We start from the raw sequence: 21,075 nt of genomic DNA, 5'->3' as shown, positions 1-21,075 counted from the left end.
CCTGTGGGTTTCAGGTTTGGTTGTCTTCTTGCAGCTTGGCAACGGCTTCGGCACTGGCCACGAACCACGGCAGCACCGGCGAAGCCGCATCTCGCCGCCACACCAGCCCGGTCTCGATGAACGGGCTTGGCGCGGCGAGTTCGAGATAGACCACGCCGGTCCGCTGCAGGTTGCATAGCGATGCCGGGACCAGAGCAATCCCCATCTCAGCGGAGACCAGGCTGACGATGGTCTGCATCTGGATGGCTTCCTGGCCGATCCGCGTGGCAGCCCCGGGTTCTTCGGGCCGGCCGCCGTGCGCGGCATGATAGCCGGTAATGATGTCATACAGCGCAGGCGCTGATCGACGCGGGAAGATGATCAGCGGTTCGGTCGCGACATCCGCCAGCGCTATCGGCTGACCGGGCTCCACGCCCCATTGCGCCGCGCGCGACGCCGGCACCGCCAGCACGAGACGCTCGCGCACCAGCGGACGGTATTCCAGTTCGCCCGGCACGGAGCCGGCGTGATGCGCAATCACGACGCCGGCATCTACGTCGCCGGCCAGGAGCGCTTCGATCTGCACATCGCTGGTGGCCTCGCGCAGCAGAAGCTGCACGTCGGGACGCGCATCGCGGAAGTGCCGCAGCAAGGCGGGCAGGATGCCGTAATCGGCGGTGCTGACGAAGGACAGCGACAGCGAGCCGACCTCCCCGCGCGCCAGCCGCTGCGCGAGGCCGGGCAGCGCATTCGCCTCGGCCAGCACACGCCGCACCTCGACCAGCCAGCGCGCACCGACGGCCGTCAGCGCCACGGAGCGCTGCGTGCGATGGAACAGCGTGACGCCCAGTTCGTCTTCCAGCGCGCGAATCTGCTGCGAAAGCGGCGGTTGCGTCATCGAAAGCCGGTCGGCGGCACGACCGAAATGCAGTTCTTCGGCAACGGTCACGAAGTAGCGAAGCTGGCGCAGATCCATAGCGTCGATTGATAGTTTTTTCGACTGAATAGATCGCAAATAATATATTTGACGCTCTATTTCTCCAAGCGCATGCTGGGCGCCAGGCTGTTGACTACAACGATAGTGCCGACCCCACGGAGACTCCCATGCCAGACAACAAGCGTTCGCAGCACATCACCCAGGGTGTGGCGCGCTCGCCCAACCGCTCGATGTACTACGCGCTGGGCTACACGAAAGACGACTTCAACAATCCAATGATCGGCGTGGCCAACGGCCATTCGACCATCACGCCGTGCAACTCGGGCCTGCAGAAGCTGGCCGATGCCGCCGTGGCAGCCGTGAAAGAAGCCCGCGCGAATCCGCAGACTTTCGGCACGCCCACCATTTCCGACGGCATGTCGATGGGCACGGAAGGCATGAAGTTCTCGCTGATCTCGCGCGAGGTGATTGCCGACTGCATCGAGACCTGCGTCAACGGCCAATGGATGGATGGTGTCGTCGTCATCGGTGGCTGCGACAAGAACATGCCCGGCGGCATGATCGCCCTGGCGCGCACGAATGTGCCGGGCATCTACGTGTATGGCGGCACCATCAAGCCGGGTCACTGGAAAGGCAAGGACCTGACCATCGTTTCGTCGTTCGAGGCCGTGGGCGAATTCACGGCCGGCCGCATGAGCGAGGAAGACTTCGAGGGCATCGAGAAGAACGCCTGCCCGTCGAGCGGTTCTTGCGGCGGCATGTACACGGCCAATACGATGAGTTCTTCGTTTGAAGCGCTGGGCATGTCGCTGCTGTATTCATCGACGATGGCCAATCCCGATCAGGAGAAGGTCGACAGCGCAGCCGAATCCGCGCGCGTGCTGGTCGAAGCCGTGCGCCGCGACCTGAAGCCGCGCGACATCATCACGCGCAAATCCATCGAAAACGCCGTGGCCGTCATCATGGCGACCGGCGGCTCCACCAACGCCGTGCTGCACTACCTGGCCATTGCCCACGCGGCGGAAGTGGAATGGACGATCGATGACTTCGAGCGGGTGCGCCAGCGCGTGCCCGTCATCTGCAACCTCAAGCCGTCGGGCCAGTACGTGGCCACCGACCTGCACGAGGCCGGCGGCATTCCGCAGGTGATGAAGCTGCTGCTCAACGCCGGCCTGCTGCATGGCGATTGCATCACCATCACCGGCAAGACGCTGGCTGAAGAACTCGCCCACGTGCCCGACCAGCCGCGCGCTGATCAAAACGTGATCCTGCCGATCGACAGGGCGCTCTACAAGGAAGGCCACCTTGCCATCTTGAAAGGCAATCTTGCCGAAGAAGGCGCCGTGGCGAAGATCACCGGCCTGAAAAACCCCGTCATCACCGGCCCGGCCCGCGTGTTCGACGATGAGCAAAGCGCGATGAGCGCAATCCTGGGCGACCAGATCAAGGCAGGCGACATTCTCGTGCTGCGCTATCTGGGGCCGAAGGGCGGCCCGGGCATGCCGGAGATGCTGGCCCCGACCTCAGCCATCATCGGCAAGGGCCTGGGCGAGTCGGTCGGCTTCATTACCGACGGGCGCTTCTCGGGCGGCACGTGGGGCATGGTGGTCGGCCACGTCGCTCCGGAAGCGTACGTGGGCGGCACGATCGGCTTGGTGCATGAAGGCGATTCGATCACCATCGACGCGCACCAGCGATTGCTGCAGTTGAATGTGCCTGACGATGAGCTTGCGCGCCGCCGTGCAGCATGGAAGCAACCCGCGCCGCGCTATACGCGTGGCGTGCTGGCGAAGTTTGCAAAACTGGCGGCAACGGCCAGCAAGGGCGCGGTAACGGACTAAGCTGGGGCCATATCAACAAAAAACCCGCCGGACGGCGGGTTTTTCTTTGTGCGATCAGCGCTGCGGCGGCTTCTGCTGCGCGGCCAACGCATCGTCCAGCGCGGCGCCTAGCCAATCCATCAGGCGGGCCTCGAGCGTGCGGGTCAGCTCCGCCGCCAGCTGTTCACTCAGCAGCGACAGGCGCGACTCCATGGCGGCACGGCACTGCGCCTCGATCAACGCCGGCCATTCGGACTGGAAACGCCACATCACGTCACCCATCACGCGCGCCGCGTCGGTGCCTGCGGGCGGCATGGCCGAAGTGGGCGCAAGGCGCTGCTCGCGCAGGGCGGGCGGGACGTCCACGTTGGGAGCTTCAGCAGACGTGGGCGGATTCGCGGCGGGCGCTGCCGCAGGTGCCGCGTCCTCCAGCTCGACAATCTCCGTCAGGACGGGGATGTTGTTGTCCGTATGGGACCCGGGATAACGTCCGTCGGTCATGCGCGCCCCACGTCGTGGTGTTGGATCGGATAACCGCGATCGCGGTAGAAACGGAAGCGATCGCGCGCAGCGGCGCGGTCGGCATCGTCATCGCCAACGATTTCGATCAACCGGCTGAAGCGCGCGAACAGTGCTGGCGGTTCAGGCGACAGGTTGACCAGGATGTCGTGATGCGGCGCGTCGTCCAGCGGCTCCGTTGCATCGGCCAGCAGGATGGGCGTCTGCGCAGCCAGCGGATGCCGCAGGCCGCAATGCGGCAGGAAATCGAGCTGGCTGAACGTCCACAACTGCGTGTCGAACGCTTCCAGCGCAGCCTGATCTCCGACCACGATCACTTTCTGGCCCGCGCCGTAGGCCTTGCGCACGAGCCGGCAGGCATACGCCAGCTTGCCGGGCACGTTGCTGTGGAAATCGACGCGGGTCATACGGTACCTTGCCTCTGCGTGATCAACCGCGGTCCATCAGGAAGCGTGTCAGCAGCGGCACCGGGCGGCCCGTGGCGCCCTTGGCCGCGCCGCTCTTCCAGGCCGTGCCGGCGATATCCAGGTGGGCCCAGTCGTACTTTTCGGTAAAGCGCGCCAGGAAGCAGGCGGCCGTTACGCTACCGGCCGGGCGGCCGCCAATGTTGCCCATGTCGGCAAAATTGGACTTGAGCTGTTCCTGGTATTCCTCATCCAGCGGCATGCGCCACGCGGTATCGAGCGATTGCTTGCCGGCCGCCACCAGCGCGCCCGCCAGCGCATCGCTGCGGGCGTACATGCCGGTGTTGATGTGGCCGAGCGCGATGATGCAGGCGCCCGTGAGCGTTGCCACGTCGATCACCACCGCCGGCTTGAAGCGCTCTACATAGGTGAGCGCATCGCACAGGATCAGGCGACCTTCGGCATCGGTGTTCAGGATCTCGATGGTCTGGCCAGACATGCTGGTCACCACGTCGCCCGGCTTGGTGGCAACACCGCTGGGCATGTTCTCGCAGGTCGGCACCACGGCGATGACGTTCTGCTTGAGGCCCATTTCAGCCACAGCACGCAGCGTGCCCAGCACCGAAGCTGCGCCGCACATGTCGTACTTCATCTCGTCCATGCCTTCACCCGGCTTGAGCGAGATGCCGCCCGTATCAAACGTGATGCCCTTGCCAACCAGCACCACCGGGGCTTGCTTGGCCGGGCCACCCTCGTAGCGCAGCACGATGAACGCGGGCGGCTCCACGCTGCCCTTTGTCACGGCCAGGAAGGCCCCCATCTTCAAGGCTTCGATCTGCTTGCGGCCGAGCACTTCCACCTTGAGCTTGAAATCCTTGGCGATCTGGCGCGCGGTGTTGGCCAGGTAAGTCGGCGTGCAGATGTTGGATGGCAGGTTGCCCAGATCACGCGTGAGGTCCATGCCGTTGGCGATGGCGGTACCGCGCGTGGCGGCTACGCTGGCGGCCTTGGCGTCCGCTGCCGGCACGGCCAGCACGAGCTTGCGCAGACTGGTGCCGTTCTTGTCGCGCTTGCTCTTGAGTTCCGGATGACGCTCGATGAAGCGGTAGCTGGCCTCGCGGATGAGCGTGACTGCGGTCAGGACGGCCCAGGCGGTGTCCTTGTCGCGCGCGGCGTGCTCGGTGAGCGTCCACGTCACGCTGGCGGCCTTGGTGCCGGCCAGGGCGCGCAGTGCGGTACGCACGGCTTCGGCGTAGGCGCGGTCGGTGAAGTCGGCTTCCTTGCCCAGGCCGACCAGCAGCACGCGGGCAGCGCCCACGCCGGCCACTTCGTGCAGCAGCAGCGACGTGCCGCGCTTGCCTTCAAAGTCGCCCAGCTTGACGAGGCGGGCGACCAGGCCCTTGGTGGCCACGTCCAGCGCCTTTGCGGCGCCAGCCAGGGTCTGCGACTCGAACAGACCGATCACGAGGCAATCGCTCTTGGCGGCCAGGGCGCCTGCTTTGGCCCAGTCCAGGGCTTTTGTGCTAAATTCCATCGCGCTTCTCTCTATGAGGCGAGTCAACGAAAGCCCACATTATCCGCCATTTTGCGCGGGGGCTCCGATGGAACCTAGTGGGGCACGCATCGTCCCAACCTGGCCTAGACCTCGCCCTCCCTTCCCGCATCCGCATGATTTTCGAACAAGCCCTGCGACGCGAACTATCCTTCACCGCCGGCGCCGTCTTCCTCGTGCTGCTGACGTTCATGCTGACCACCCTGGTGATCCGCATTCTCGGCATGGCTGCCAACGGCGAAGCGAACCCGAACGACGTCCTGCTCCTCATCGGCCTGGCAACGCTGGGCTACCTGGCGATCCTGCTGTGCGCCACGCTCTTCATCTCGGTATTGCTGGTGCTGACGCGCTGGTACAAGGATTCCGAGATGGTGGTGTGGTTCACCTCGGGCATCAGCCTGACGGATTTCATCCGCCCGGTGCTGCGCTTCTCGCTGCCGTTCATCGTGCTGGTGGCGCTGCTGGCCCTGTTCGGCTGGCCGTGGGCCAACCAGCAGAGTGCATTGTTCAGAGACCGCTTCGAGCAACGCGACGTGCTGTCGATGATCTCTGCCGGCCGCTTCATCGAGCCCGCGCACGGCAACTACGTCCTCTTTATCGAGGGCGTCGATAACGGCATGAAGCACGCCCGCAACCTGTTCGTCGCCAATGCTGAACAGGACAAGATCGGCGTGGCGATGGCCAAGACCGGCGAATTCAAGACCATGCCAAACGGCGACCGCTTTGTCGTGCTCGACAAGGGCCGCCGCTATGAAGGCACGCCCGGCAAGCTCGATTACCGCATCGTCGAGTTCGACAAATACGGCGTGAAGGTCGCCAACAAGCCGCCGCAGGCAGACGCCAACCTGCCCACCAAGAGCCGCTCCACGAAGGATCTGCTCGCCAACCCGACGCCTGAGAACCTCGGTGAGCTGGTCTGGCGGATCGGCCTGCCGCTGCTGGCGCTGAACTTCGTGCTGATCGCCATTCCGCTGGCCTACGTGAACCCGCGCCTGGGCCGCTACACACCGATGATCTTCGCGGTGCTGATCTACCTGACGTATTCGAACCTGCTGAACCTGTCGCAGGCGTGGGTCTCGCAGGGCAAGATGAATGTGTTCATGGCATGGTGGCCGATCCACCTTGTCGCCTTCATCTGCGCGGTGCTGCTGTTCCGTTTCCGCCATTACAGCGCTGCGGGCCTGAAAGGGATTTCCGCCCTGCTCGGCTTCGCACCCAAGAAGGCGGGTGCGTGATGAAGATGCCGGTCTATGAGAAGTACTTCGCGCGTCAGATCTACGGCGTGTTCGTCTTCATCCTGTTTGCGGTGCTGGCGCTGTTCATCTTCTTCGATATGCTGGGCGAACTGGGCTCGGTGGTCGGACGCTACACCACGCTCATCGCGTTCTTCCACGTAATGCTGCAGGCGCCGACGCGCGTGTACGAAGTGATTCCGGTGGCGGCGCTCATCAGCGCCATCTATGTGTTCTCGCAGATGGCGAGCCAGTCGGAGTTCACGATCTTTCGCGTGGCCGGGCTCGATACGCGCCGTGCACTGCTGTCGCTGTTCAAGATTGCACTGCCGCTGGCACTGGTTACGTACATCTTTGGTGAATTCATCGGCCCGAAGGCCGAAGAGTACGCACAGAAGGTGCGACTGGAAGCACTGGGCGCGACGGTGTCGGCCGGCTTCCGCTCCGGCGTGTGGGTCAAGGATCGCGGCCCTGCCAAGCCGGACGGCACGGGTGGCGAAGTCACCCGCTTCGTCAACGTGGGCGCGCTGCAGGCGGACCAATCCATCAAGGGCCTGCGCATCTATGAATTCGATTCCGACTACCGCCTGAGTTCGATCCGCGTAGCCGAGCAAGCGCGCTACCAGGGCCACCAGAACTGGCAATTGAACGACGTGACGGAGACCCGTTTCATTGAGTTCCCGCGCAAGCCCGGCAGCGTAGCCCCGCAGGACACTGTGCAGGCCGTGCCCGGCGCACCCGATGCACTGGCGCCTGACTTCCGCGGCGAGCAGATCAAACTGCCGCAGCAGGAGATGCGCTCCGAGCTCACGCCGCAGATCCTGTCCGTGCTGATGGTCACACCCGACCGCATGGCTACGCTGGACCTCTTCCAGTACATCCGTCATCTGCGCGACAACAAGCAGGACACGCAGCGCTACGAGATCGCGCTGTGGAAGAAGGTGGTCTATCCGTTCACCGTGCTGGTGATGATGGCGCTGGCCCTGCCGTTTGCGTATCTGCATGCACGGGCGGGGGCGGTTGGCCTGAAGGTGTTCGGGGGCATCATGCTGGGGTTGTCGTTCCAGCTGGTGAACAACCTCTTCTCGCACGTCGGCCTGTTGAACACGTGGCCGGCCATCTTCACGGCCATCGTGCCGGGCGCGCTGTATCTGGCACTGGCGCTGGTCAGCCTGCGCTGGGTGGAGCGCCACTGATGGCCGACCGCGCACTTGTCCTCTTCGCGCATGGCGCTCGCGATGCCCGCTGGCGTGAACCATTCGATCGCCTGCAAGCGCGTTTGGCTGCGCAGCAGCCTGACGTCGACACGCGCCTCGCCTTTCTTGAACTGATGGCGCCCGATCTACCGGGCACCATCGACGACCTGGCCGCAAACGGCACGCAGAGCATCACCATCGTGCCTGTGTTCTTCGGCCAGGGCGGACACCTGCGGCGCGATCTGCCGGCGCTGATCGCGCAATGCGCGCAGGCCCATCCCACGCTCTCCATCCGCTGCGCCGATGCCGTCGGCGAAGACGATGCCGTGCTCGACGCCATCGCCGGTTACTGCGTGCGGCAACTCGGCTAAGCCAGACGTCCTACTGCGGTTCCGCGATGCGCGCAAAGCGCGCATGCACGTTGTTCTCGACGTAAAAGCCACGCGCGTCGAACTCCACCAGCTCCAGCGTCAACCCGAGATAGCGGCGCGCAAACACGTCGACCAGATGTGCGCGCATGGCGGCGAACATCGCGGCGCAAATCGGGCCCGTCACGGCTTTTTGCCGGCCCGCCTTAATGCGGAAGGTCACGTGGATGAAGGCATCGTCTTCCGCGCCGTCGGCCATACGGTACTGATCGAGCCGCAGCGCGCGCGTGCGAATGCCACCAACGGGAAACACATCCGCATGGCCGATCAGCACATCGTTGAGCACGCGCATCAGCTCAGGAATGCGCGCATCGGCTTCGACATTGGCGGTGTATTCGATGATGACGTGCGGCATTCGCGGGCGTCCAGAAATGGCATAGGTGATTAACGCGCCACTGCCGCGCCGGTGGACAGCGCCGATTCGAGCGCATCCACCACCCGCGCCATGCGGCCGAGCGACGGTGCGCGCTGCACGCAGACGTCCCACTCGGCGGGCGCCGAAGTGAGCTTGTGCACCGACAGCGAACCCTCAGCGATTTGCTGTCCGATCAGCCGCACGGGCGCAAACCCGAGCCCGAAGCCTTCGGCCACCAGCGCGTGCTGTAGCGGCACCGATTGCACTTCCGCCGCGACGTTGGGGGTCAACCGATCCGCTTCGAAGCGGCCGAGAAGCCAGGCGCGCATCTCGCATCCGGTGGGGTTCAGCACCCACGCTTCGTCAGTGACCTGCGCCATCGACAGCGTGGCCGGCAGCTTGCGCGCGGGCGCGGCAATCAGGCTGACGGGCTCGGTGCCGATCACGCGAATGTCCGCATCGGCATGGTTACCGCGGGCGTTGGACGGCGTCAGCCACAGCGCGGCGTCCAGTTCAGCGCGTTTCAAGCGTTCGCGCAGCACACCGCCCCACTCGCAGCTCAGGCGGAATGACACGCCCGGAAAGCGCTCCCGCAACCCCGACAGTACGCGCGCAAACCGCGCATCGCCCACCGCATGGCTCACGCCCACGCGCAGCGAGCCTTCCGGTTCGCCACTCGCGCGCACGCTGCTGCGCAGCGCCTCGAACTCCCCCACGATGGCGCGACAGCGTGCCAGCACTGCTTCGCCTTCAGCTGTCAGGCGGAACGGCTTGACGCGCCGGTCGAATAGCACCGTATCCAGCGCGCGCTCCAGCCGCTGGATCTGCTTGGTAACGGCCGGCTGCGTGAGCGGCAGGCGCTCGGCCACACGGGCAATCGAGCCGGTCTGCGCCAGCAGCACGAAGGTGCGCATTTCCTCAAGCATGGAAACATTCCTAGAAGTTATGTTTTGTTTGAGCAAATTGAATTGGATTCATCTTAGGCAAGGCGCCACAGTATCGCCAGACGCGCTGTTGCGTTGCTTTCCCCCACGGAGGACACGGACACCATGAAAGCCCTGGCACTGACCGACGGTTACGGCATCGACGCCCTGCGCCCCATCGAGCGCGACACGCCCACGCCCGCCCCCGACGAAATCATCGTGCGCACGCACGCCGCGTCGCTCAACTACCGCGATCTGGAAATTGTCTCCGGCACGTTCTTCACGCGCTTTCCGCTGCCGCTGATCCCGCTGTCGGATGGCGTTGGGGAAGTCGTGGCCATTGGCGAGAACGTGACGCGCGTAAGCATTGGCGATCGTGTCGCCGGCACCTTCTGGCAACGCTGGGACGGCGGAGACTTCCGCAACGCCGACACGCGCCGCATGCTGGGCGGCCCGATCGACGGGTGGCTGGCCGATACCATCCGCTTGGACGCGGGTGGCGCGGTGGTTGTGCCGTCGCACCTGTCGGCCATCGAGGCGGCCACCCTGCCCTGCGCGGGCCTCACCGCCTGGCATTGCCTGATCGAGGCTGGCGGCCTGCAGCCCGGCGAGACGGTGCTCGTGCAGGGCACCGGCGGCGTCTCAATGTTTGCGGTGCAGTTCGCATTGATGGCCGGGGCGCGGCCCATCGTGCTGTCGAGCAGCGACGCCAAGCTGGAGCGCGTCCGGGGGCTGGGTGTGCCGGAGTCGGACACGATCAACTACCGCGCGACGCCCGAATGGCACGAAGCGGTGCTCGCGCGCACGGACGGCCGCGGCGTCGATCACGTCATCGAAGTGGGTGGCGGGGGCACGCTGCAGCGCTCGCTGAAAGCGTTGCGGGTGGGCGGGCAGATCCACTTGGTCGGCTATCTGGCCGGGCGCGAGGGTGGCGTGAATCCGCTGGAGATTTTCGCGCGCAAGGCGGTGATCCGGCCGGCCTCGGTCGGATCGCGCGCGTCATTCGAGGCGATGAACCGGGCGCTGGCGCTGCACGGCTTGCACCCTATCGTCGATCAGGTACGGCCGTGGCAGGAAGCGCGGGAGGCGTTCGGGGCGATGGAAGCCGGAACGGTGTTCGGGAAGGTGGCGCTGGCGTTCTGAGCGTCGCTCAGGCGGCCAGGATGTGCGGCTCGCTGACGAGGACTTCCGGCGCGGATGCCGTGGCCCGCGCGGCAAACGCGTCGCCGATCATCAGCAAGCTCGGATGCTCAGGGTTGATCCACTGCGCAGCGGCGCCATCGGCCATTTGCCGCAGCGTGAAACAGGCTGAGCGCTGCTCGGGCGTGGTGGCAGCCTCGACCACCCAGGCAGGCGTCGACGGTGCGCGGCCGCGGGCGATCAGGTCTGCAGCGATGGAAGCGGCTTGATCGCGGCCCATGTAGTAGACGAGCGAATCGGCCTGCGCCACGGGTTCCGGCACAATGCCTTCGGGTTGCGGCGTATCCGGATCGGCCGCCTTGGCTTGCGTAACAAACGCGACGCTGCGGGCGACGCCGCGCTTGGTTAGCGGCTGGCGGATGGCGGACGCGGCTGCCAGCGCTGCCGTAATGCCCGGAACGATTTCGTAGTCGATGCCGGCCTGCTCGAGCGCCTGCAGTTCCTCGTCAGCACGGCCGAACAGCATCGGATCGCCGCCCTTCAGACGCACGACGCGCTGGTACTTGGTGGCCAGATCGACGAGTTGGCGATTGATGAAGCGCTGCGCGGTCGAACGCTTGCCGCAGCGCTTGCCGACCGCAATCAGCACGGCCTGCGGGCAGTACTGGAAAACCTCGGGCGAGACCAGTGCGTCATGCAGCACGACCTCGGCTTCGCCCAACAATCGTGCACCGCGCACCGTGATGAGGTCCGCCGCGCCCGGGCCGGCACCAATCAGGCTCACGCGGCCGAGTGTTTTGGGGGTCTTCGCTTCCATTGCCTAGGTTCCTTTGCTTTTTCCTGCGGGGCGCAACTTACCGCGCCCCATCCACATCAGGAAAATGCACGGATCATGCCAGCTGCCACCGTATGGTGCGTGGCTTCGTCCACCAGGATGAACGCGCCGGTCGCCGGGTTATCACCGTACGCGTCGCACACGATCGGCTTCTGCAGGCTGATATTGACCGTGCCGATATCGTTGAGCGCGATCTGCTTGCGGCCGGTCTCGTGCGACAGCGTATGCACGTCGAGCACGCGCTCCACATCCGACACGCGTGCAAACACGGTGGCCGTGGTGTGCTTGAGCACGTATTTGCGGGCCGGGTTCAGTTCGTGTTCGTCGAACCAGCACAGGTCGGCATGCAGTTTCTTGGCTGCGTTGGCGGCAGTGGTCGGGGCAGCGACGATGGTGTCGCCGCGCGAGATGTCCACGTCGTCCGCCAGGCGCACGGTGATGGTCTCGCCGGGGCCGGCGGATTCAGCTGCGCCATTGGGCGTCAGCACTTCAGCTACCGTGGTTTCGCGGTTGGCGGGCAGCACGCGCACGGCTTGGCCGACGCGCACGGTGCCGGCTTCCACACGACCCATGTAGCCGCGGAAATCATCGGCTTGCGAGCCATCCTGGCGCGCCACCAGTTGCACCGGAAAGCGCAGCGCATCGTCGCCCGCCGGAGCGGTCTCTTCCACCTTCAGGTCTTCGAGCAAAGCCAGCAGCGGCTCGCCCTGATACCACGGCATGGCTTCCGATGCGTGCACGATGTTGTCGCCGCGCAGCGCCGACACCGGCACATAACGGACGTCGCGCAGACCCAGTTGCGTGGCCAATGCATCGTAGGCGGTACGGATTTCGTTGAAGCGCGTTTCGCTGTAGTCGACCAGATCCATCTTGTTGATGGCCACGATCACATGTTGCAGCTCCAGCAGCTTCACGATGGCCGAATGGCGCTTGGTCTGGGCCAGCAGCTCCGTCTTGCCATCGACGGTCGTCACACGCGTGGCATCGATCAGGATGATGGCAGCGTGCGCGGTCGAGGCGCCGGTCACCATGTTGCGCGTGTACTGCTCGTGACCCGGCGTGTCGGCAATGATGAACTTGCGACGCGCAGTCGAGAAATAGCGGTACGCCACGTCGATCGTGATGCCCTGCTCGCGCTCGGCTTCCAGGCCGTCGGTCAGCAGCGAGAAGTCGATCTGCTCGCCGGCAGTGCGCTTGTTCTTGGCGTTGGCCAGCGCTTGCAGCTGGTCGGTCAGCACGGCCTTGCTGTCGTACAGCAGGCGGCCGATCAGTGTGCTCTTGCCGTCGTCAACGGAACCGGCGGTGATGAAGCGCAGCAGGCCTTGGTGCGATGCTTGATTCGTCATGATCAGAAATACCCTTCCTTCTTGCGCTTTTCCATTGAGGCTTCGCTCGTCTGGTCGTCCATGCGCGTGGCGCCGCGTTCAGTGATTTCGGTGACGGCCGTCTCGGCGATGATCTCGGCCGGCGTGGCGGCAGTGCTCGCCACCGGGCACGTGCAGCTGATGTCGCCCACGGTGCGGAAGCGCACCGACAGGACTTCACTCACGTCGCCATCGGCCTTGGGCGTGATCGACGTCACCGGCACCAGCAGGCCGTTCTTGCGCACGACTTCACGTTGATGCGCGTAGTAGATCGGCGGCAAGGCAAGATTCTCGCGGGCGATGTACTGCCACACGTCGAGTTCCGTCCAGTTGGAGATCGGGAACACGCGCATCTGTTCGCCCTGCGCCATGCGGGCGTTGTACAGGCTCCAGAGTTCCGGGCGCTGGGCCTTCGGATCCCACTGGCCGAACTCGTCGCGGAACGAGAAGATGCGTTCCTTCGCGCGGGCCTTTTCTTCATCGCGGCGGGCACCGCCCATCAGGGCGTCGAAGCCGTGCGATTCGATGGTTTCCAGCAGCGTGACGGCCTGTGCCGCGTTGCGCGAATCGGTTTCCTTGCGCAGGCGCACGGTGCCGCGCTTGATGGAATCTTCCACATGCCCGACCACCAGGCGCGCGTCCAGCTTGGCAACCTGCTCGTCACGGAAGGTGATGACCTCCGGGTAGTTGTGCCCCGTGTCGATGTGCACCAGCGGGAACGGCAGCTCGATCTTGCGATCGCCCAGGCGGAAGGCCTTGAGCGCCAGGTGCAGCATGACGATCGAATCCTTGCCGCCGGAGAACAGCAGCGCCGGGTTGCGGCACTCGGCCACCACCTCGCGGATGATGTAGATCGACTCGGCTTCGAGCCAGTCGAGGTGTTCGTTCTGCACAGGCGTCAGCGCCGTGCCGGGGATCTCACTCATCACTCCCATGATTCTTCCTTCGCTTTCGCTCAATTCTTTTGCGACAGATTCGTCGCCGAATTTGTCACCGCATTTGCCGCATGCAGACCGCATTCCTTGCTGTCGCGCGATTCCCACCACCACCGGCCGGCACGCACGTCCTCGCCGGCACGCACCGCGCGCGTGCAAGGCTCGCAGCCAATGCTGGGATAGCCCTTGTCATGCAGCGCGTTGGTCGGCACGTTGTGCTGCTCGAGGTAAGCCCAGACTTCCGCCTCGGACCAGTCGAACAGCGGGTTGTACTTGGCGATGCCGCGCGCGGTGTCGTCTTCGGCAAACGGCAGGTCGGCACGGGTGACAGCCTGCTCGCGGCGCTGGCCCGTGAGCCACGCGTCGGCGTCTTTCAGTGCGCGGTTCAGCGGCACCACCTTGCGGATGTTGCAGCAGGCCTTGCGCAGCTCGATGCTGTCGTAAAAGGCGTTGAGGCCATGGTCGCGCACGTAGGCTTCCACTGCGCGGGCATCCGGTGCGTACTGCTCGATCGCGTAACCGTAGTGCGCGCGGATGCGGTCGAGCATCGCGAGCGTTTCGGCATGCAGGCGCCCGGTTTGCAGCGTGAAGATCGGCAGGTGCGCGCGTACGGCTTCGGGGCTGCGCAGGATGGCATCTGTCACGACCATGTCTTCGGCGGCCAGGCTGGTGGCGAACTTCGCCACGCCGTGCTTGGCGGCAATCTCGGCCAGGCGCTCAAACAGCGCAGCTTCCTTGGCGACCAGGGCTTCCGCCGTGCCGGTGTAGACGGGGCGCGCCCACAGCACGGGGCGCCCGATTGCGGACACCGGCACTTCGGACACGGCGATCTCTTGGCCTTCTTGTGCGTCACTCAGGCTCACGCGGCCTCCTGGACAGCACGCTCGCGGCGGAACAGCGGGCGCGGCTCGTCGACGGCGCCTTGATAGCGCACGCTGATCTCGCCAAAGCCATTCAGCGCGTCGTCGATGTTCTTGTCTGCGCGCACGGCGTAGGCGTCAAAACCGCAACGGCGCATGAAGTCGAGCTGATCGCGCAGCACGTCGCCAATGGCGCGCAACTCACGCCTAAAGCCCAGGCGCTGGCGCAGCAGGAACGCGGTGCTGTAGCCGCGGCCGTCACGAAAGACCGGGAAATCCACCGCCACCAGCGACAGGTTCGGCAGGTCAGCCTCCAGCGCGAACGGCTCGTCGTCCGGAGCGAGCCACACCGCCAGCGTGCCAGCGCGGGCGCGGCCGAGCAGCGCGTCGCGGTTGGCTTGCCAATAGGCCAGCGGCACGATGGCGTGCGCAGTGGCCTCCACGTCGGCTTGCGTCAGTTCCCCGCCTTCCGGCGCACGCAGCACGGTCCATTCGTCAGCCACGACTTGCGGGGCACCGTTTTGCAGCTTGATGATCTTGCTCATGTTCATTTCCCTCGGCGTTCAGGCTTCTTCACGGGCGTAGACGCGTTCCTTGAACGGAGCCATGCCGATGCGGTGATAGGTGTCGATGAACAGCTCGTCTTCCGTGCGGTTGGCAACGAAGGTGTCGATGATGCGTTCGATCACGTCGGGCATTTCTTCAGCCTTGAACGACGGGCCGATGATCTTGCCGATCGCCGAATCGTTGCCCTGCGCGCCGCCCAGCGACACCTGGTACCACTCTTCTTCGTGCTTATCGACACCCAGGATGCCGATGTTGCCGACGTGGTGGTGCCCGCACGAGTTGATGCAACCCGAGATGTTGAGTGAGAGCTCGCCCAGATCGTGAACGAAGTCCAGATTGTCGAAACGGGCCTGAATCGCTTGTGCGATGGGGATCGACTTGGCGTTCGCCAGCGAGCAGAAGTCGCCGCCCGGGCACGCAATGATGTCGGTCAGCAGGCCGATGTTTGCGGTGGCCATGCCGTGTTCTTTGGCCAGTTGCCACAGATCGAACAGATCGTGCTTCTTCACATCCGGCAGGATGAGGTTCTGCTCGTGCGCGACACGCAGCTCGCCAAAACCAAAGCGCTCGGACCAATCCGCCACCAGCGACATCTGCTCGGCCGTCGCATCACCCGGCGGCAGCGCCACGCCCGGCTTGAGCGACAGCGTAACGGCAGCGTAGCCCGGCACGCGGTGCGGATGCACATTGCGGCTCACCCAGCGGGCGAACGCCTTGTTCTCCAGCAGCGCCTTTTCGTAGGTGGCGTCGGTGTCGGCCAGCTTTTCGTACGCGGGCGGCGCGAAGAATTGCGCCACGCGGTCGAACTCGGCCTGCGGGATGGTCGACGGGCCGTCCTTGATGTGCTGCCACTCTTCTTCGACCTGGCGGGCGAATTCTTCCGCGCCGATGGCCTTCACGAGAATCTTGATGCGCGCCTTGTACTTGTTGTCGCGGCGGCCGTAGCGGTTGTACACACGCACGGCAGCCTCGATGTACGACAGCATGTGCTGCCACGGCAGGTCTTCCTTGATGATCGCGCCCAGGATCGGGGTGCGGCCCATGCCGCCGCCGGCCAGGATGCGCAGCAGCGTCTGGCCGTTCTTCTCATAGGCGTAGACACCAATGTCGTGCAGTTGCGTCACGGCACGGTCTTCGCGCGAGGCCGACACGGCGATTTTGAACTTGCGCGGCAGGAACGCGAATTCAGGAATGAACGTCGACCATTGGCGCAGGATTTCTGCAAGCGGACGCGCGTCGATCACCTCGTCCGGTGCCACGCCGGCAAACTGATCCGTCGTGATGTTACGGATGCAGTTGCCCGAAGTCTGGATGGCATGCATCTCCACCGAGGCCAGCTTGGCCAGGATGTCGGGCACCTGCTCCAGCTCGATCCAGTTGTACTGGATGTTCTGGCGCGTGCTGAAGTGGCCGTACCCGCGATCATGCTCGGCGGCGATGTGGCTGAGCATGCGCAGTTGCTTGGCGCGCAGATGGCCATACGGAATCGCCACGCGCAGCATGTAGGCGTGGCGCTGGTAGTACAGGCCATTCTGCAGGCGCAGCGGCAGGAACTCTTCTTCCGTCAGTTCGCCCGAGATACGGCGGCGCACCTGGTCGCGAAACTGCTCTACGCGGTCTGCGACGAGGCGGTGGTCGTAAGCGTCGTATTGATACATGACTGTTCGGTCCAATCCGGCTGGGCCGGCGTGCGATTCAATTTGGGGAAAGCGTTTCGTTATGGTGCTGCTGCCGGCTCAGCGACAGCAGCCACAATCAAGCAGGGCCGGCATGCGATCACGCATCACGACACCAGCTTGATGGCCGTGATCGTCAGCGTGGCGGCAAGCGCGCCGCGCACCAGACGTTCCGGCAGATTCTTGGACAGGCGCGCGCCCAGCCAGATACCCGGGATGGAGCCCACCAGCAGCGACACCAGCAGGTTCCAGTCGATCGTGCCCAGATACATGTGGCCCAGGCCCGCCACGGCGGTCAGCGGCACGGCATAGGCGATGTCGGTGCCGGCCACTTCGGCGCTCTTCAATTCGGGATACAGGATCAGGATGAGCGTCGCGCCCACGGCGCCTGCACCAATGGACGACACCGTCACCAGCACGCCCAGCACCACGCCGACGATGACCGTGGCCACGGCCAGTGCCGTGCCCTGCAGACGATAACGCGGGTTGGCCGCCAGCCAGCCCAATACGCGCTGACGGAACAGCAGCGAAATCACCGTCAGGATGACCGACGCGCCGATCGTCACGCGAATCACGTGCATCCACTCCGCATCCAGGTTGCCGGCGGTCTTCAGCACGATCACCGTCACCAGCGCGGCGGGCAGGCTGCCCAGGCAGAGGCGCTTGACGATGTCCCAGCGAATATGACCGTGGCTACGATGTGCGATCGTGCCAACGCCCTTGGTCAACGAGGCAAATGCCAGGTCCGTGCCGACGGCGGTCGCCGGCGAAAAGCCGAACATCAGCGTCAGCAGCGGAGTCATCAGCGATCCACCGCCAACGCCCGTCAGGCCGACCAACAGGCCGACCAGCAAACCGGAAACCGTATAGGCGAGCGTCATGGCGCGGGGGACAGTGAGGGCGTGTTATCACGAAGTTCGAGCATCGTAATGAACGCGCCTCATATCCCAAACCAATAAAAAATTGTTTGTTTATATGGTGTCGGTTATAAGTAGCGTTCAGTTCGCACCCGTTCTTCTTTATCGACCGCGCAGCCATGAACCTTCACCAATTCCGCTTCGTGCGCGAAGCCGTGCGGCAGAAATTCAACCTGACAGAAGCCGCGAAAGCGCTCTATACATCACAACCAGGCGTCTCCAAAGCCATCATCGAGCTGGAAGAGGAGCTGGGCGTCGATATCTTCACCCGGCACGGCAAGCGCATCCGGGGTCTCACGGAACCGGGCAGACGCATCCTCGCCTCGGTCGAGCGCGTGCTGGAAGAGGTCGAAACCCTCAAGCGCGTCGGCAAGGACTACGCCGCGCAGGACCAAGGCAACTTCACCATCGCCACCACGCACACGCAGGCGCGCTACGCGCTGCCCAAGGCGATTGCCGAGTTCACGCGCAAATACCCCAAGGTTCGCCTGTCCATTCAGCAGGGCACGCCCGCGCAGATTGCCGAGATGGTCCTGCACGACCAGGCCGACATTGCCATCGCCACCGAAGGCATGTCGCATGTGAAGGATCTGATCTCGATCCCGGGTTACCAGTGGCAGCATGTGGTGGTCACGCCGCCTGATCACCCGCTTCTATCTCGCCAGCACCTGACGCTGGAAGACCTGAAGGGTTACCCGCTCATCACATACGACCAGCACTTTGCCGGCCGCCCCAAGATCGACCACGCCTTCGAGCTGCGCCAGATCAAGCCCGATATCGTGCTGGAGGCCATCGACGCGGATGTCATCAAGACCTACGTGGAAGTGGGCCTGGGTGTGGGCATCGTGGCGGGCGTCGCGTTTGACGCAGAGCGCGACCGCAACCTGCGCGCGATTCCGGCCGGCCACCTCTTCGGCACCAACGTCACGCACCTCGGCGTCAAACAAGGCGCGTATTTGCGCGGCTTCGTCTACACCTTCATCGAACTGTTTGCGCCGACGCTCACGCGCAAGCTGGTAGAACAACTCATGTCCGGCGATCACGAAGCGTACGAGCTCTGATTCGCCCGCAATTGCAATTGCCCAACTTCCCCGGAGATTTCATGACGACCCGACGTCGCCTGCTATGCGGCATGGCGCTCTTTGCCAGCGCCGCCGCCATCGCCCTGCCCGCCCAAGCGGACATCCGAGTGGGTGTGGTGCTGTCGACCACCGGCCCCGCTGCGGCCATTGGCATTCCCAGCAAGAACACCGTGCAGATGTGGCCCGCGACCATCGGCGGTCAGCGCGCGCAGGTCATCATCCTGGACGACGCATCCGACCCGTCGATAGCGGTGCGCGACGTGCGCAAGCTGATCGCCGAAGACAAGGTGGATGTGATCGTCGGCCCGACGATCGTGCCGACAGCGCTGGCCTCGCTCGACGCGGTGGCTGAAGGTCAAACGCCGATGATCACGCTGGCCGCCTCCGCTTCCATCGTCGAGCCGCAGGACGCCAAGCGCCGCTGGGCCTTCAAGATGCCGCAGAACGATTCGCAGATGGCCACGCTCGTCACCCAGCACATGGCGGACAGCGGCGTGCACACCGTCGGCTTTATCGGCTTTACCGATGCGTATGGCGAAAGCTGGTGGCGTGAATTCTCGAAGCTGGCCGAAGTGCGCAAGCTGCACGTGGTGGCCAACGAGCGCTTTGCGCGCACAGATACCAGTGTGACTGGTCAGATTCTCAAGTTGATGGCCGCCAAGCCCGACGCCATCCTGATTGCCGGGGCAGGCACACCGGCCGCGTTACCCCAACGCACGCTGGTCGAGCGCGGCTACAAGGGCCGCATCTATCAGACGCACGGCATCGCCAGCACGGAATTCCTCAAGGTGGGCGGCAAGGACGTGGAAGGCACCCTCTTCCCGACCGGCCCCGTGGTGGTGGCGCGCGAGCTGCCGGCCAGCCATCCGGTACGCAAAGTCGCCGTGGAATTTGCCGATCGCTATGAAGCCAAGTACGGCCCCAACACCGTCACGCAATTTGCGGGCGACGCCTGGGGCGCGTGGCAGTTGCTCGACAACGCCACGGCCCGCGCGCTCAAGACCGGCGCCAAGCCTGGCACACCCGCTTTCCGCGCTGCCCTGCGCGACGCGTTGGAAACCACGCGCGATTTGACTGTGCCCAACGGCGTGCTGAACCTGAATGCCCAGGATCACCAGGGCTTCGACCAACGCTCGCGCGTGATGGGCATTATCAAGAACGGCCGCTTTGCTTACGCTGGCCCGCGCTAATCCAACACGCACAGATCTGCCATGACACGTATCGCCTTCATCGGCCTCGGCAACATGGGCACGCCGATGGTCCAGCACCTGATTGCCGCCGGGCACACCGTGCGCGCCTATGTGCGCCGTCCGGAGGCCGCCGACAATGCGCGCGCCATCGGCGCCGAGCCCTGCAGCACCCCTGCGGAAGCCGCACGCGACGCCGAAGTCATCTTCACCAACGTCACCTCCACGGCCGATGTGGAAGGCGTGCTGCTGGGCCCGGATGGCGTCGTCCATGGCGCACCGCGCGGCGCTGTGTGCATCGACCACAGCACGATCTCCGCCGTAGCCACGCGCCGCATTGCGGCCGAGCTGGAAGCAGCAGGCATCGAATTTCTCGATGCGCCGGTTTCGGGCGGCACCATGGGCGCGCAAAAGGCCACGCTGTCGATCATGGTGGGCGGCAAGCCGGAAGTGCTCGAACGCGTGCGCCCGCTGCTGCAATTGCTGGGTACCACCATCACACACATCGGCGATCACGGTGCCGGGCAGGTCGCCAAGGCGTGCAACCAGATCGTGCAGGTCATCAATATCCAGGGCATTGCCGAAGCCATGCTGTTTGCACGAGCCCAGGGCACCGACCCGTCGCGTGTTTTGGCAGCCATCGGCCCGGGCTTTGCGGGCAGCTGCATGCTCGACATGATGGGCCCCAAGATGGCAGAGCGTAACTTTGCCGCCGGCATCGAAGCCCGCCTGCATGACAAGGATTTCGGCCTCGTGCGCGAGATCGCCCAGGAACTCGGCCTGCAGATGCCGGCGATGGAGCTGGTGGCTTCGCAGCTCAATACGCTGGTCGCCAATGGCTGGGGGTATGACGATACGGCGTCGCTGCTGCGCGTGCTGGAGCAGCAGAACAATCAACAGGCGGATTGAGCATCTTCCAGCCCGCCTTGTTTGGCTGGCCAGACTTCTGGCATAATTGCCGGCTCATCAGCACCTGCCCGAGTGGTGAAATTGGTAGACGCAGGGGACTCAAAATCCCCCGCCGCAAGGCGTGCCGGTTCGATTCCGGCCTCGGGCACCAGAATTCAAGCCGCTTCTGTTCACGCAGAAGCGGCTTTTTCATTGGCACTCACTAACCCCACGACAGCCGGCAACGCGCCCCGCCAGGCGTGGGATAATGCGGGTTTT

General features: G+C 64.6%; 21 protein-coding genes and 1 tRNA gene. 9 read left to right on the top strand and 13 right to left on the bottom strand.

Annotated elements, in window-relative coordinates; translation table 11 throughout:
• Positions 1-10: 10 nt before the first annotated feature.
• Positions 11-955 (bottom strand): LysR substrate-binding domain-containing protein, encoded by a 945-nt coding sequence (locus ACTJK4_RS07700; RefSeq protein ID WP_440817255.1) that lies wholly within the window; start codon positions 953-955, stop codon positions 11-13.
• A 128-nt stretch (positions 956-1,083) separates the two neighbouring features.
• Between ACTJK4_RS07700 and ilvD the strand changes: the two genes are divergently transcribed.
• Entirely contained in the window at positions 1,084-2,757 is a 1,674-nt protein-coding gene (ilvD, locus tag ACTJK4_RS07695) for a dihydroxy-acid dehydratase (protein WP_316870020.1), read from the top strand.
• A 54-nt stretch (positions 2,758-2,811) separates the two neighbouring features.
• Here the strand turns inward: ilvD and ACTJK4_RS07690 are convergent, their stop codons facing one another.
• Genes ACTJK4_RS07690 through ACTJK4_RS07680 form a run of 3 tightly spaced genes read right to left on the bottom strand, consistent with a single transcriptional unit; the run spans position 2,812 to position 5,193 of the window.
• A complete protein-coding gene (locus ACTJK4_RS07690; protein WP_440817252.1) occupies positions 2,812-3,237 on the bottom strand; it encodes a DUF2486 family protein in 426 nt (141 codons plus the stop codon).
• Positions 3,234-3,662, bottom strand: coding sequence for a DNA polymerase III subunit chi (locus ACTJK4_RS07685; RefSeq protein ID WP_206274972.1), 429 nt, complete (start codon positions 3,660-3,662; stop codon positions 3,234-3,236). Before ACTJK4_RS07685 ends, ACTJK4_RS07690 begins: the two co-directional genes overlap by 4 nt.
• A 22-nt stretch (positions 3,663-3,684) precedes the next feature.
• Positions 3,685-5,193, bottom strand: a complete 1,509-nt coding sequence (locus ACTJK4_RS07680) for a leucyl aminopeptidase (protein WP_232040766.1) — start codon at positions 5,191-5,193, stop codon at positions 3,685-3,687.
• Positions 5,194-5,327: 134 nt separating this feature from the next.
• Here ACTJK4_RS07680 and lptF point away from each other — a divergent pair, with 134 nt between their 5' ends.
• Genes lptF through ACTJK4_RS07665 form a run of 3 tightly spaced genes read left to right on the top strand, consistent with a single transcriptional unit; the run spans position 5,328 to position 8,010 of the window.
• Positions 5,328-6,446 (top strand): LPS export ABC transporter permease LptF, encoded by a 1,119-nt coding sequence (gene lptF, locus ACTJK4_RS07675; protein ID WP_147213297.1) that lies wholly within the window; start codon positions 5,328-5,330, stop codon positions 6,444-6,446.
• Complete coding sequence (gene lptG / locus ACTJK4_RS07670; RefSeq protein WP_232040767.1) at positions 6,446-7,639, top strand: LPS export ABC transporter permease LptG; 1,194 nt, start codon at positions 6,446-6,448, stop codon at positions 7,637-7,639. The genes lptF and lptG overlap by 1 nt, the downstream gene beginning before the upstream one ends.
• The gene (locus tag ACTJK4_RS07665; protein ID WP_260802001.1) at positions 7,639-8,010 is read left to right on the top strand and encodes a sirohydrochlorin chelatase; all 372 of its coding nucleotides are present in this window, start codon (positions 7,639-7,641) and stop codon (positions 8,008-8,010) included. The genes lptG and ACTJK4_RS07665 overlap by 1 nt, the downstream gene beginning before the upstream one ends.
• Positions 8,011-8,020: 10 nt before the next feature.
• Here ACTJK4_RS07665 and ACTJK4_RS07660 read toward each other — a convergent pair whose 3' ends face one another.
• Positions 8,021-8,422 (bottom strand): 5-carboxymethyl-2-hydroxymuconate Delta-isomerase, encoded by a 402-nt coding sequence (locus ACTJK4_RS07660; protein ID WP_260802002.1) that lies wholly within the window; start codon positions 8,420-8,422, stop codon positions 8,021-8,023.
• A gap of 29 nt (positions 8,423-8,451) precedes the next feature.
• Positions 8,452-9,348 carry a LysR family transcriptional regulator gene (locus ACTJK4_RS07655; RefSeq protein ID WP_440817247.1) on the bottom strand — a complete coding sequence of 299 codons (897 nt, stop codon included), beginning with the start codon at positions 9,346-9,348 and terminating at the stop codon, positions 8,452-8,454.
• A gap of 123 nt (positions 9,349-9,471) precedes the next feature.
• On the opposite strand from ACTJK4_RS07655, the gene ACTJK4_RS07650 reads away from it, so the two are divergent.
• Entirely contained in the window at positions 9,472-10,488 is a 1,017-nt protein-coding gene (locus tag ACTJK4_RS07650) for a zinc-dependent alcohol dehydrogenase family protein (protein ID WP_440817245.1), read from the top strand.
• Positions 10,489-10,495: 7 nt separating this feature from the next.
• On the opposite strand, the gene cobA is transcribed toward ACTJK4_RS07650, so the two are convergent.
• From cobA to ACTJK4_RS07615, 7 genes are all read right to left on the bottom strand, one after another.
• Positions 10,496-11,302 carry a uroporphyrinogen-III C-methyltransferase gene (cobA, locus tag ACTJK4_RS07645; protein WP_440817242.1) on the bottom strand — a complete coding sequence of 269 codons (807 nt, stop codon included), beginning with the start codon at positions 11,300-11,302 and terminating at the stop codon, positions 10,496-10,498.
• A gap of 56 nt (positions 11,303-11,358) precedes the next feature.
• Entirely contained in the window at positions 11,359-12,666 is a 1,308-nt protein-coding gene (locus ACTJK4_RS07640; protein ID WP_316870023.1) for a sulfate adenylyltransferase subunit 1, read from the bottom strand.
• 2 nt (positions 12,667-12,668) lie between these two features.
• Positions 12,669-13,619 (bottom strand): sulfate adenylyltransferase subunit CysD, encoded by a 951-nt coding sequence (gene cysD, locus ACTJK4_RS07635; protein ID WP_440817239.1) that lies wholly within the window; start codon positions 13,617-13,619, stop codon positions 12,669-12,671.
• A 20-nt stretch (positions 13,620-13,639) separates the two neighbouring features.
• Positions 13,640-14,476, bottom strand: coding sequence for a phosphoadenylyl-sulfate reductase (locus ACTJK4_RS07630; RefSeq protein WP_440817606.1), 837 nt, complete (start codon positions 14,474-14,476; stop codon positions 13,640-13,642).
• Positions 14,477-14,478: 2 nt separating this feature from the next.
• Positions 14,479-15,024 carry a DUF934 domain-containing protein gene (locus tag ACTJK4_RS07625; protein ID WP_440817237.1) on the bottom strand — a complete coding sequence of 182 codons (546 nt, stop codon included), beginning with the start codon at positions 15,022-15,024 and terminating at the stop codon, positions 14,479-14,481.
• Positions 15,025-15,042: 18 nt separating this feature from the next.
• Positions 15,043-16,704: a nitrite/sulfite reductase gene (locus ACTJK4_RS07620; protein ID WP_440817234.1), complete on the bottom strand. Its 1,662-nt coding sequence runs from the start codon at positions 16,702-16,704 to the stop codon at positions 15,043-15,045.
• A 125-nt stretch (positions 16,705-16,829) separates the two neighbouring features.
• Positions 16,830-17,603: a sulfite exporter TauE/SafE family protein gene (locus ACTJK4_RS07615; RefSeq protein ID WP_045202820.1), complete on the bottom strand. Its 774-nt coding sequence runs from the start codon at positions 17,601-17,603 to the stop codon at positions 16,830-16,832.
• A gap of 155 nt (positions 17,604-17,758) precedes the next feature.
• Here ACTJK4_RS07615 and ACTJK4_RS07610 point away from each other — a divergent pair, with 155 nt between their 5' ends.
• From ACTJK4_RS07610 to ACTJK4_RS07595, 4 genes are all read left to right on the top strand, one after another.
• Entirely contained in the window at positions 17,759-18,700 is a 942-nt protein-coding gene (locus ACTJK4_RS07610; RefSeq protein WP_440817232.1) for a CysB family HTH-type transcriptional regulator, read from the top strand.
• Positions 18,701-18,741: 41 nt separating this feature from the next.
• Positions 18,742-19,911 (top strand): ABC transporter substrate-binding protein, encoded by a 1,170-nt coding sequence (locus ACTJK4_RS07605; protein ID WP_440817229.1) that lies wholly within the window; start codon positions 18,742-18,744, stop codon positions 19,909-19,911.
• A gap of 21 nt (positions 19,912-19,932) precedes the next feature.
• Entirely contained in the window at positions 19,933-20,817 is an 885-nt protein-coding gene (locus ACTJK4_RS07600; RefSeq protein ID WP_440817227.1) for an NAD(P)-dependent oxidoreductase, read from the top strand.
• Between the two features lie 66 nt (positions 20,818-20,883).
• Positions 20,884-20,968: transfer RNA gene (locus ACTJK4_RS07595), tRNA-Leu, on the top strand.
• The last annotated feature ends 107 nt before the right edge of the window (positions 20,969-21,075 follow it).

It is taken from the genome of Ralstonia sp. 22111 (assembly GCF_052045895.1).
Classification (GTDB): domain Bacteria; phylum Pseudomonadota; class Gammaproteobacteria; order Burkholderiales; family Burkholderiaceae; genus Ralstonia; species Ralstonia wenshanensis.
Note: the sequence above shows the minus strand (reverse complement) of the source record. Positions and strands in the feature narration are given on the sequence as shown.

What these genes read in the sequence shown, in the direction of transcription:
- ACTJK4_RS07700 (WP_440817255.1), bottom strand. Translation starts at nt 955, where the DNA reads ATGGATCTGCGCCAGCTTCGCTACTTCGTGACCGTTGCCGAAGAACTG.
- ilvD (WP_316870020.1), top strand. Translation starts at nt 1,084, where the DNA reads ATGCCAGACAACAAGCGTTCGCAGCACATCACCCAGGGTGTGGCGCGC.
- ACTJK4_RS07690 (WP_440817252.1), bottom strand. Translation starts at nt 3,237, where the DNA reads ATGACCGACGGACGTTATCCCGGGTCCCATACGGACAACAACATCCCC.
- ACTJK4_RS07685 (WP_206274972.1), bottom strand. Translation starts at nt 3,662, where the DNA reads ATGACCCGCGTCGATTTCCACAGCAACGTGCCCGGCAAGCTGGCGTAT.
- ACTJK4_RS07680 (WP_232040766.1), bottom strand. Translation starts at nt 5,193, where the DNA reads ATGGAATTTAGCACAAAAGCCCTGGACTGGGCCAAAGCAGGCGCCCTG.
- lptF (WP_147213297.1), top strand. Translation starts at nt 5,328, where the DNA reads ATGATTTTCGAACAAGCCCTGCGACGCGAACTATCCTTCACCGCCGGC.
- lptG (WP_232040767.1), top strand. Translation starts at nt 6,446, where the DNA reads ATGAAGATGCCGGTCTATGAGAAGTACTTCGCGCGTCAGATCTACGGC.
- ACTJK4_RS07665 (WP_260802001.1), top strand. Translation starts at nt 7,639, where the DNA reads ATGGCCGACCGCGCACTTGTCCTCTTCGCGCATGGCGCTCGCGATGCC.
- ACTJK4_RS07660 (WP_260802002.1), bottom strand. Translation starts at nt 8,422, where the DNA reads ATGCCGCACGTCATCATCGAATACACCGCCAATGTCGAAGCCGATGCG.
- ACTJK4_RS07655 (WP_440817247.1), bottom strand. Translation starts at nt 9,348, where the DNA reads ATGCTTGAGGAAATGCGCACCTTCGTGCTGCTGGCGCAGACCGGCTCG.
- ACTJK4_RS07650 (WP_440817245.1), top strand. Translation starts at nt 9,472, where the DNA reads ATGAAAGCCCTGGCACTGACCGACGGTTACGGCATCGACGCCCTGCGC.
- cobA (WP_440817242.1), bottom strand. Translation starts at nt 11,302, where the DNA reads ATGGAAGCGAAGACCCCCAAAACACTCGGCCGCGTGAGCCTGATTGGT.
- ACTJK4_RS07640 (WP_316870023.1), bottom strand. Translation starts at nt 12,666, where the DNA reads ATGACGAATCAAGCATCGCACCAAGGCCTGCTGCGCTTCATCACCGCC.
- cysD (WP_440817239.1), bottom strand. Translation starts at nt 13,619, where the DNA reads ATGGGAGTGATGAGTGAGATCCCCGGCACGGCGCTGACGCCTGTGCAG.
- ACTJK4_RS07625 (WP_440817237.1), bottom strand. Translation starts at nt 15,024, where the DNA reads ATGAGCAAGATCATCAAGCTGCAAAACGGTGCCCCGCAAGTCGTGGCT.
- ACTJK4_RS07620 (WP_440817234.1), bottom strand. Translation starts at nt 16,704, where the DNA reads ATGTATCAATACGACGCTTACGACCACCGCCTCGTCGCAGACCGCGTA.
- ACTJK4_RS07615 (WP_045202820.1), bottom strand. Translation starts at nt 17,603, where the DNA reads ATGACGCTCGCCTATACGGTTTCCGGTTTGCTGGTCGGCCTGTTGGTC.
- ACTJK4_RS07610 (WP_440817232.1), top strand. Translation starts at nt 17,759, where the DNA reads ATGAACCTTCACCAATTCCGCTTCGTGCGCGAAGCCGTGCGGCAGAAA.
- ACTJK4_RS07605 (WP_440817229.1), top strand. Translation starts at nt 18,742, where the DNA reads ATGACGACCCGACGTCGCCTGCTATGCGGCATGGCGCTCTTTGCCAGC.
- ACTJK4_RS07600 (WP_440817227.1), top strand. Translation starts at nt 19,933, where the DNA reads ATGACACGTATCGCCTTCATCGGCCTCGGCAACATGGGCACGCCGATG.